6 protein-coding genes are annotated in these 10,799 nt (G+C 67.7%); 4 read left to right on the forward strand and 2 right to left on the reverse strand.

Annotated features, from left to right (window positions below):
* Positions 1-12: 12 nt before the first annotated feature.
* From DFR45_RS09310 to DFR45_RS09320, 3 genes are all read left to right on the forward strand, one after another.
* The gene (locus DFR45_RS09310) at positions 13-1,908 is read left to right on the forward strand and encodes a propionate--CoA ligase (RefSeq protein WP_114483419.1); all 1,896 of its coding nucleotides are present in this window, start codon (positions 13-15) and stop codon (positions 1,906-1,908) included.
* 206 nt (positions 1,909-2,114) lie between these two features.
* Positions 2,115-4,073 (forward strand): phosphate transport regulator, encoded by a 1,959-nt coding sequence (locus DFR45_RS09315; RefSeq protein ID WP_114483420.1) that lies wholly within the window; start codon positions 2,115-2,117, stop codon positions 4,071-4,073.
* On the forward strand, positions 4,070-5,746 hold the full coding sequence (locus DFR45_RS09320; protein WP_241659393.1) for a PEP/pyruvate-binding domain-containing protein: 1,677 nt from the start codon (positions 4,070-4,072) through the stop codon (positions 5,744-5,746). Before DFR45_RS09315 ends, DFR45_RS09320 begins: the two co-directional genes overlap by 4 nt.
* A 192-nt stretch (positions 5,747-5,938) precedes the next feature.
* Here DFR45_RS09320 and DFR45_RS09325 read toward each other — a convergent pair whose 3' ends face one another.
* A complete protein-coding gene (locus DFR45_RS09325; protein WP_114483451.1) occupies positions 5,939-6,940 on the reverse strand; it encodes a P1 family peptidase in 1,002 nt (333 codons plus the stop codon).
* A gap of 85 nt (positions 6,941-7,025) precedes the next feature.
* Between DFR45_RS09325 and DFR45_RS09330 the strand changes: the two genes are divergently transcribed.
* A complete protein-coding gene (locus tag DFR45_RS09330; protein WP_114483422.1) occupies positions 7,026-9,545 on the forward strand; it encodes an ABC transporter permease in 2,520 nt (839 codons plus the stop codon).
* Positions 9,546-9,623: 78 nt separating this feature from the next.
* On the opposite strand, the gene DFR45_RS09335 is transcribed toward DFR45_RS09330, so the two are convergent.
* Entirely contained in the window at positions 9,624-10,418 is a 795-nt protein-coding gene (locus DFR45_RS09335; RefSeq protein ID WP_114483423.1) for a class II glutamine amidotransferase, read from the reverse strand.
* Between the last annotated feature and the right edge of the window lie 381 nt (positions 10,419-10,799).

The following is a 10,799-nucleotide window of genomic DNA, read 5'->3' on the forward strand; positions in this document are numbered from 1 at the left end:
GGAGATGACCCCATGACCAGCTATGCCGAGTTTTACCGCCGCTCGATCGAGGAGCCCGACGCCTTCTGGCGCGAGCAGGCGCAACTGATCGACTGGCAGACGCCGCCGCAGCAGATCTGCGACTACAGCCAGCCGCCGTTTGCGCGCTGGTTCGTGGGCGGCACGACGAACTTGTGTCACAACGCCGTGGACCGGCACCTCGCGAACCGCGCGCAGAACACCGCGCTGATCGCCATTTCGACCGAAACCGACAGCGAGCGCAGCTACAGCTACGCCGAGCTGCACGCCGAGGTGCAGCGCATGGCGGCGGCGCTGCAAGCGCTGGGCGTGCAAAAAGGCGACCGTGTGCTGATCTACATGCCCATGATCGCCGAGGCCGCGTTTGCCATGCTTGCCTGCGTGCGTATCGGTGCGTTGCACTCGGTCGTATTCGGCGGCTTTGCGGCAGGGTCGCTGGCCGCGCGCATCGAGGATGCCGAGCCCATGGTCGTGGTCAGCGCCGACGCGGGCTCGCGCGGCGGTAAGGTCGTGCCCTACAAGCCGCTGCTCGACGAGGCCATCGCGCAGTCGCGCCACAAACCGTCCGCGGTGTTGCTCGTCGATCGCGGCCTCGCGCCCATGCAGCGGCAGCCGGGGCGCGACCACGACTGGGCAGCCTTGCGTGCGCAGCACCTGCATACCAGCGTGCCCTGCGTCTGGGTCGAGGCCACGCACCCGAGCTACACGCTCTACACCAGCGGCACCACGGGCAAGCCCAAGGGCGTGCAGCGCGACACCGGTGGCTACGCCGTGGCGCTGGCCGCGAGCATGAAGCACATCTTCGATGGACAGCCTGGGCAGACCTTTTTCACGACGAGCGACATCGGCTGGGTCGTGGGCCACAGCTACATCATCTATGCCCCCTTGCTCGCCGGCATGGCCACCGTGATGTATGAGGGCCTGCCTACGCGGCCCCATCCAGGCGTGTGGTGGAGCATCGTCGAAAAATACCGTGTCACGCACATGTTTTCGGCGCCCACGGCGGTGCGCGTGCTCAAAAAGCAGGACCCGTCGTGGCTGCAAAAGTACCGCGTCGACAGCCTCAAGGCCCTGTGGCTCGCGGGTGAGCCGCTCGACGAGTCCACGGCGCAGTGGATCAGCGATGCCTTGCACGTGCCCATCATCGACAACTACTGGCAGACCGAAAGCGGCTGGCCCATCCTCACGCTCGCGCAGGGCGTGGAGCCGCAGACGCCGCGCTTTGGCAGCCCCGGCAAGGCCATGTACGGCTACCGCGTCAAGCTCGTCGACGACGCCACGGGCGAGGAGCTCACGGCGCCCAACCACAAAGGCGTGCTCGCCATCGAGGGGCCGCTGCCACCCGGCTGCATGCAGACCGTGTGGCGCGACGACGCGCGCTTCGTCAACACCTATTGGAAGAGCATCCCGGGCCGCTTGATCTACAGCACCTTTGACTGGGGCATACGCGATGCCGATGGCTACTACTTCATCCTCGGCCGCACCGACGACGTGATCAACGTCGCGGGTCACCGCCTGGGTACGCGCGAGATCGAGGAGTGCATCGCCTCGCACCCTAACATCGCCGAAGTGGCCGTGGTCGGCGTCGCCGACAGCCTCAAGGGCCAGGCTGCGATGGCCTTTGCCGTGGCCCGCGATGCCACCGGGCTGGACAGCCCCGAGGCGCGCCTCAAGCTCGAAGGCGAGGTGATGAAGCTCGTCGATCATCAGCTCGGCGCCGTGGCCCGCCCGGCGCGCGTGCATTTCGTGAACGTGCTGCCCAAGACGCGCAGCGGCAAACTCCTGCGCCGCGCCCTGCAAGCCGTCGCCGAAGGCCGCGACCCTGGTGACCTCACCACCATGGAAGACCCCGCCGCGCTGCAGCAGGTGCGCGAGTTGCTGGGGCGGTGAATGGCGGAATCGGCGTCGGATTTCAATTTCATGCCATTTTGCCCATTTGCGCTTATGGAATCAGCGTAAGCAGCTATAAAAAATAGAGTTTTCTGGGGTGTGGAATCTGACCCGAATTCCTTGACCCCAATTCCCGGGCTTGTCATGACCATGCCATATCGGGATGCGATCGTCAGGGCTTCCGATCCACTTCGCCAGGAAAGCCCATGCGCAAGGAACAAGCCGTGGCCTCGCTCGGCGGGCAGCAGTCGTTGCTGCTGCCGGCCTGGGTCAAGGCGGCCTTGGCCGCCAATGACCGGCTCAAGCTCTACCTCACTTTGTTGCAGTCGGCTGCCCAGCACGCGGCCGCGCCCGACACCGCCGTGCCCGACTGGGGGCGCGAGCTTGCGCATGCGGGCTTGCAGGATGCTGCTTGGCTGCCGGAGCTCGTGAAAAGCGCGTATTTCGACGACGGGCGTTTGGTCATGCGCCACCAGGACAAGCTGCTGGCCGCGCTGGCGGCAGACCTTGCCACCATGGCGCGCCCGGTGTGCGACAGCGGTCGCGCCTGTCCGCCCGAGCTCACGGCGCGGCGCGACTCTTGGCTGCAGCGCCTGCGCGAGCTCGACACCGACGAAGGGCTGGAGCGCGCTGCGCTCGCGCAGCTCACCCACGGCGACCGCAAGGCCGGCGACAGCCTGCACCTGCTCGTGATGGACTTGCACCAGCAGCTCAATGCGATGGCGAGCGAGATCGCCACCGAAGACCTCGACGGCGCGCACGTGTGGCAGATCGACAAGCAAGACCGCCCGCTGGTCAGCGCGTTCATGCGCGGTCTGCACCGCACGGCGCCGCTCAAGTTCTCGCACCCGGGCCTGGACACGGCGGTCACGCGCGACGGGGCGCGGCTGCTGATCCAAAACGACATCGGCACGAACGACGTGCACGTGCTCGTGATCACGGTGGAAGGGATGGAGCTGCGCCTGACGTATTCCGATCTGCACACGGCGCGCTTCAACTTCTTTCGCGGCATGCTCGAAGCGCTGGGCTTTACCTGGACGGTGTCCGAGCCGCGCACCGTCGAAGGTCTGAACGCCGGAAAGCCTTACGTATTGGGCGATGCGCGCTTCCAGGCCGATAGCATGCAGGCGCTCGAGAACGCGCTCGAGGGCGTGGCCTCGCGCATCGTGTTCGTGATCGACTGGAACCGGGCGCGCAAGCGCCTGCAGAATTTCGTGAGCAAGGCGCAGGCGCAGCAGCTGCTCGCCAAGGCCGCACAGGAGGAATGGGGGCATGTAGGCTGGCTCGAGGCAGGCGGCGAGCGGCTCGTCTTTGCGGCCATGCAGGCCGTCGATGGCGATGCCTTCCGCATCGGCGATCGGCTCGACGAAGTCCTGGGCGAGGCAGCGGCGGCCGATTATCTGCTGGAGCTGTTGCGCATCGCGAGCACCATGCTGCGCCAGCAGCAGCCTGTGGCCTTGATCGCCGATGAGGCGCGCATGCTGCTTGCGCGCGTGCTGCGCCAGCGCAGCTTCGAGTTCGACCTGTTGGCCGAACACGCAGCCTACACCCATGCCATTGCGCTCGGGCTGTGCGCGGCCATCGAGAGCGGCGCGGGTGCCGACGCCGCAGCGCGCACCGACCTGGTCGCACGCGCCAAGGTTTGGGAGCGCCAGGCCGACCACTTGCTCATGGACGCGCGCCAGCGTGCCGAGCGCCACGGGCGCTGGCAGCCCGTGGTCGAATTGCTCGAGAAGTCCGACGACGTCGCCGACGCGCTCGAGGAAGCCATGTTCGTGCATTCGATGCTGTTCGTGGCGCCGCTCGGTGGCCTGCCTGCGGCCGTCAACGAGGTGCTCACGCACTTGGCCGACACCACGCTCGCGGCGATTCAGGACCAGGTCAAGGCGGTCGAAATCGCCCGCCACGTCAGCGACCGGGGTGACCCGGTCGACAGCGAGCAGTTCCTGCAAACCCTCTGGCGCATGTTGCGCGCCGAGCGCATGTGCGACCAGCTCGCGCGCGAGGCGCGGGTGGCCATCGTGGGTGCGCTGCATGCTGCGCCGGTCAGCCTGCAGCTTGCCACCGAACTCGCCGGCACCATGGAAAAGGCCACGGACGGCCTGCTCGCTGCCGGTTATGCGCTGCGCCAGATGGTGCTCAGCAAGACGGAGGTGGCGTCGTGAAGTCTTCTGCAATGCACTGGCCCAAGCATTTTTACCTGATCACCCAGGCCGGGCAGGCGGGCCCGAGCGGCCATGGTCACCGCCACGCACACCACGAGCAGCACGGCACCAAGGCCGGGCGCGAGAGCATGGGCTCCAAGGCTTATAACCTGCTACGCATGGCGGCGATCGGCCTGCGCGTGCCGCCTGCGCTCGTGATCGGCACGCAGTACACGCAAGCCCCGGACGATTGCCTGCTGCCCGCGTTCTCGGTGGGCATCCCCGCGCTCGAAGAGGCCACGGGCCTGGCGCTCGGCGATCCGCGCCGGCCGCTCGTCGTCTCGGTGCGCTCGGGTGCGCCCGTGTCTATGCCCGGCATGATGGAGACGCTGCTCAACGTGGGCCTGTGCGATGCCACGCTGCCGGGGCTCTTACGCCAGACGGGCAACCCGCGCATGGTTTGGGACGCCTACCGGCGCCTGGTGGCCAGCTATGCCGAGGTGGTGGCGGGCGTCGATCCGGCGCTGTTCGAGCAGGAAATCGCGCGCGTGGCGCAGGGGCGCGACGAGCGCCTGCTCGACTTCAACGAGCTGCGCGGCTTGACACGCAGCTTTCAGTCCATCTACCAGCAGCAGGTCGGCGAGCCCTTCCCGCAGTCGGCCACGGCGCAGTTGGGCGCGGCGATCCGCGCGGTGTTCACATCCTGGCACGCCGAAAAAGCCGTGAGCTACCGCAAGCTCAACCACATCGACGACCAGATGGGCACGGCCGTGACGGTGCAGCAAATGGTGTTCGGCAACTCCGGCGGCCATTCGGGCGCGGGCGTGGGCTTCACGCGCGACCCCATGAGCGGCCAGCCTGCGCCCTGGGTGGATTTTCTGGTCAACGCGCAGGGCGAAGACGTGGTCTCAGGCCGGCGCAACGCGCACGGCCACGAGGCGCTGGCCGAGATCGCGCCCGACGCCTGGCGCCAGCTGCAGGAGGGCGCAAAGGCGTTAGAGCACGAATTCAAGGACATGCAGGACTTCGAATTCACCGTGCAGGACGGCGTGCTGCACTGGCTGCAGACGCGCGCGGGCAAACGCACCCCGCTGGCCAGCGTGCGCATCGCGCTCGACCTGCTCGAAGAAGGCGTGATCGACGAAGACACCGCGCTCGAGCGCACCCAAAACGTCGCCGTCGAAAGCCTGGGCACGCTGCAGTTGGTGGCGCAGGGCGAGGGCGGGCAAGCCGCGCAGCCGCTGGCCCGCGCAACCCCGGCCTGCCCCGGCGTGGTCAGCGGCGAAATCGCGCTCGACGGCGAGCGCGCCGCGGCGCGTGCCGCTGCGGGCGTGCCCGTGGTACTGGTGCGGCAAGATGCCGAAACCGCCGACATCGACGCGCTGGGCCACGCGCTCGGCCTGCTGACGCAGCGCGGCGCGCGCACATCGCACGCCGCGGTGGTTGCGCGCCAGCTCGGCAAGGTCTGCCTCGTGGGCTGCGGCGATCTGCACATAGACCTGGCAGGCCGCAGCATTCAGCTTGGCACAAAGACTTTGCCTGAGGGCGATGTCATCTCGCTCGATGGCAATAGCGGGCAAGTCTTTGCGGGCGCCGTCGCGGCCGTGCTGGTGCCGGACAAGCCACTGCAGCAACGCCTGCTGCAGTTGCGCGAAAAGAAAGCCGGCGGCCCGTCGCAGGCAAAGGCACGTTGACGACAGCGCGCAGCAACGCCACTGTGCCTGCACTGCCGACCAAAAAATTCATACTCATTTTGGCCGTTTGCGCTGATGGAGAAAACGGTTAATGCTATCAAAATTGATTTTTCACGATTGGCAGGAATTCGGGCAAATTCCAACTTCCTGCCGATTTCCCGAGGTCAATGGGCAGACAACGCACCGCACAGATCACGCGCATAGATCTCGCGCACAGGGTAGGTGCAGGTCTGCAATGGTCAGCGCCTGCGCCGCGAGCACTGCGCGCACCGTGGCGCGGGCCGTGGCTTCGGCGGCAAGGGTGCACAGGGTCAGCATGTCCAGGCTTTTGCCGGCCAGGCCCGTGCCCAGCGCGAACAAGGTGTCGCCGTCGAACGGCGTGTGCACGGGGTAGATGCAGCGCGCGAGGCCGTCGTGCGCGGTCAGGGCCAGGCGCCGGGCCTGCGCCTTGGTGAGTGGGGCATCGGTGGCAACGACGCCTATGGTGGTGTTGCTGCCGCCCAGCGGCGGCTGGTGCAGCGCGCCTTGCAGCAAAGTGCGGAGCGTGTCCTGCAAATGCCGGCCGTCGGGCGTGCGCGCGCCGGCCAGAATTTGCGCGCTGCCTGGGTCGAGCACGTCGCCGAGTGCGTTGCACGCGATCAGCGCGCCCACCGTCACGCCATCGACCGTGATCGAGGCCGTGCCCACGCCGCCCTTCATCGCGCGCGCAAGGCCGAACAGCTTGCCCACGGTGGCGCCTGCGCCCGCGCCCACGTTGCCCTCGGGCGGGTCTAGTGCGCAGGCTGCGGCGCAGGCGGCGTAACCAGCGGCGGCGTCGGGGCGGATGCGCATGTCGCCCACGGGCAGGTCGAACAGCACGGCCGCAGGCACCAGCGGCACACGGCCCACGCCGACGTCGTAGCCTATGCCTTGCTCCTCGAGCCAGCGCATCACGCCGCTCGCGGCGTCCAGCCCCCAGGCGCTGCCGCCCGTGAGCAGCACCGCGTGCACCTGCTCGACCAGGTTGCCGGGTTCGAGCAAATCGGTCTCGCGCGTGCCCGGCGCCGCACCACGCACGTCCACGCCGCCCACGGCCCCGCCCCGCGCAAGCACCACGGTGCAGCCCGTGGGGCGGCGCGGGTCGGTGAAGTGGCCGACTTCGATGCCGGCCACGCGGGTGATGCTGCCTGCTTCGGAGGAAGAAAGTTGGTTCATGCGCAGCATTATCCAGCGCGCTATGGCAAGCCAGAATGCCCGCAGGCTCCCGTCCCCAAGCCCTTTTGCGCTATGGTTGCGGGCCATGGACTGGTCTTTTCTGCGCCTGGGCTGGCGCACTTTGTGGCGCGATGCGCGTGCGGGTTCGTTGCGGTTGCTGGTGGTGGCCGTGACGCTGGCCGTGGCGGCGCTTTGTGCCGTGGGCTTTTTTTCGGATCGACTGCAGCGCGGGCTGCAGCGCGATGCCTTGCAGCTGCTCGGCGGCGACGCCGTGGTGGTCAGTGACAACCCTACGCCCACCGCGTTCATCGAGCGCGCGCGGGCGCTGGGTTTGCGCTCGGTCACCAGCATCAGCTTTGCCACCATGGCGCGCACCGAGGATGCGCAAGGCGGGGCCACCAAGCTGGTCGCGCTCAAGAGCGTGGAGCCGGGCTATCCGCTGCGTGGCAGCCTGCGCGTGCAGGCGCAGCCGGGCGGGCCAGAGCAGAGCACGCGCGAGACGCCGGCGCGCGGCACGGTGTGGGTCGATGCGGCGCTGCTCGAGGCGCTCGGCTTGCGGATCGGGGACGCGCTGCTGCTCGGCGATGCGCGCTTTCGCATCACGCACACCATCGCCTTCGAGCCCGACCGCGGGGCGGGTTTCATCAACTTCGCGCCGCGCGCCATGATCGCTGCGGCCGATCTTGCGGCGACAGGCCTGGTGCAACCGGCGAGCCGCCTCACGTACCGCTTTGCCGTGGCCGGGTCGCCCGCCGCGGTGCGCAGCTTCGTGCGTTGGGCCGAAGCCGAGCTCAAGCAGCCCGGCGTGCGCGGCGTGCGCCTGGAGACGCTGGAGACGGGCCGCCCCGAGATGCGCCAGACGCTGGAGCGCGCGGACAAGTTCCTCAATCTCGTGGCGCTGCTCGCGGCCCTGCTTTCGGCCGTGGCGGTGGCGCTTGCGGCGCGCAGCTTTGCCGCCGCGCATCTGGACACGGCTGCGTTGCTGCGCGTGCTCGGCCAGAGCCAGCGCAGCATCGCGGGCGCCTATGGTATGGAGTTTGCGCTGCTGGGCCTGTTTGCGAGCGGCCTGGGCGTGGCGCTCGGTTATGCGGTGCACCTGGGCTTCGTGCAGTTGCTCGCGGGGCTGGTGGAAGCGGGCCTGCCTGCGCCGAGTGGGCGGCCCGTGGCGTTTGGGCTGGGTGTGGGACTTACGCTGCTGCTGGCCTTCGGGCTGCCGCCGGTGCTGCAACTGGCGCAGGTGCCGCCGCTGCGCGTGTTGCGGCGCGACGTGGGGGGCTTGCGGCCGGCGTCGCTCGGCGTGTTGGGCGTGGGCACGCTGGGCTTTGCCGCGCTGCTGCTCGCCGTGGGGCGCGACTTGAAGCTTGGCTTGATCGCCGTGGGCGGTTTTGCCGCTGCGGTGCTGCTGTTTGCCGCGCTGGCGTGGGGCGCGGTGCGGCTCTTGCGCGCCTGGGTGCGCAGGGCCACGGCGCCGCGCTGGTGGATTTTGGCCGTGCGCCAGCTCGCGGCGCGGCCTGCGTATACGGTGGTGCAAATCAGCAGCCTGGCCGTGGGCCTGCTGGCCCTGGTGCTGCTGGTGTTGCTGCGCACCGATCTCATCAGCAGCTGGCGCCAGGCCACGCCGCCCGATGCGCCCAACCGCTTCGTGATCAACATCCTGCCCGAGCAGGCGCAGGCGTTTCGCGCGCGGCTGCACGCGGCGGGCGTGCGCCAGTACGACTGGTACCCCATGGTGCGCGGCCGGCTCGTGGCCATCAACGGCCAGCCCGTGGGCTCGGACAGTTTCACCGAAGACCGCGCCAAGCAGCTCGTGGAGCGCGAGTTCAACCTCTCCTACACCAGCACCATGCCCGAGCACAACGCCCTGGTTGCGGGTCGCTGGGTGGCGCACGAGCCGGACGCGCTCAGCATCGAGGAAGGCTTGGCCAAAACGCTGGGTCTGCGCCTGGGCGACCGGCTGCGCTTCGACATCGCCGGCGTGCAAAGCGAGGCGCGCATCACGAGCGTGCGCAAGGTGGATTGGAGCTCGATGCGCGCGAATTTTTTTGTGCTCTACCCGCTCGATCGGCTCGACGGCGTGGCCGTGACCTACCTGGCCGCGTTTCGTGCGCCGGCGCTGCCGGGCTTCGACAACGCGCTCGTGCGCGAGTTTCCGAACCTTACCGTCGTGGACCTGAGCCAGACGCTCTCGCAGGTGCAGCGCGTGCTCGACCAGGTGATCGCTGCGGTGGAATTTTTGTTCGTCTTCACGCTCGCGGCCGGGCTCATGGTGCTGTTTGCCGCGGTCTCGGCCACGCGCGAGGAGCGCGCGCGTGAATTTGCCATCTTGCGCGCTTTGGGCGCAAGCGCACGCCTGCTGCGCGCCGTGCAGCGCGCCGAGCTGCTCACGGTGGGGCTGCTCGCGGGCCTGCTGGCAAGCGTGGCGGCGCTCGCCGTGGGCTGGGCGCTGGCGCACTACGTGTTCGACTTTGCCTGGACGGCACCGCTGTGGGTGCCGCTGGCGGGGGCGCTCGCCGGTGCGCTGCTGGCGCTCGCGGCGGGCTGGTGGGGCTTGCGGGAGGTGTTGCGCCGCCCGGTCATGGAGACGCTGCGCCGTGCGGCCGAATGAAGGCGGCAGAAACCCAAATCGCTATTGTAAAAATAGCTACTAGCGCTTGTATAATAAGGCTTAGGCTCCATTTTTGCCCTAAACTTGCGGCTTGGCAGCACCCGCCCCACCGCTATGGCTCGTGCCATCGACAAAGACGCGCAGCTCACCCGGCGCCATGCGCGTCCAGACCTCGTCGCGCGTGAGCGGCGCCGTGACAACGAGGGCGACCCGGTCGCTCGGGCGTGTATGGGCGGAAAAATCGATGCTCAAGTCCTCGTCGCTGAGCCTGGCCTGCGTGAAAGGGTGGCGGCGTTCGAGATAATGCAGCTGCGTAGAGGCGTGCGCCCATAGCGCCTGCCCGTTCGAGAGCAGAAAGTTGAACGTGCCGTGGGGCGCCACGCGCGCGGCCAGTTCGCGCAGGGTGAGCGTGAGCTCGGCCACGCTGGGCACGCCCGCGTGCGACTTGGCGAGCTCCTGCATGATCCAGCAGAACACGTGCTCGCTGTCGGTGTCGCCCACCGGATGGAAATGCGTGTGCAGGCGCGGGCGAAAGTCTTTCAGGTCGCCGTTGTGCGCGAACACCCAGTAGCGCCCCCAAAGCTCGCGCACGAAAGGGTGACAATTCTCGAGCGCCACGCGGCCCTGCGTAGCCTTGCGGATGTGGGCGATGACGTTGCAGCTATGAATGGGGTAGCGTCGCAGCAAGTCGGCGAGCGGCGAATCGACCGCGCGCTGCGGGTCCACGAAGTGGCGCAAGCCCTTGTTTTCGAAAAAAGCAATGCCCCAGCCGTCCGCATGCTGGTCGGTGCGTCCGCCGCGTTGCGTGAAGCCGGTGAAGCTGAAGTTCAGGTCGGTGGGCGTGTTGGCATTCATGCCGAGCAACTGGCACATGGGCGGCAGGGTGGGTGTGGGCCAAAAAAGCGAAACGATGGACGCAGCTATGATAAACATGCGCTCGTGCAGGCGGCTCGAGGAGCCTGTCGGACTTTGGAATCGTCGGCTGCGAATGCGCCGCAGCGGCCCATTTTTTACCGGCTTCTTGCCCCATAGCGCCACTATGGGGCGGCGAATCCGGCAAAAACTGGCCTCGCTGGGGCACCTTCTCGCTTTCGACGCCCAAAGTCCGACAGGCTCCTAGGCTTTATTTTGATAGCTGCTCATGCTTGCTGCATGAGGGCTAGTGTAGTGTTTCATTCTGTTTAGAACTTAATCGCGAGTTTGCCCGGATGACCTTCTGCAGGATGTCCTTGGCGCTCTTGGTCCAAATGAAAG

It is taken from the genome of Extensimonas vulgaris (assembly GCF_003337425.1).
Lineage (GTDB): Bacteria > Pseudomonadota > Gammaproteobacteria > Burkholderiales > Burkholderiaceae_C > Extensimonas > Extensimonas vulgaris.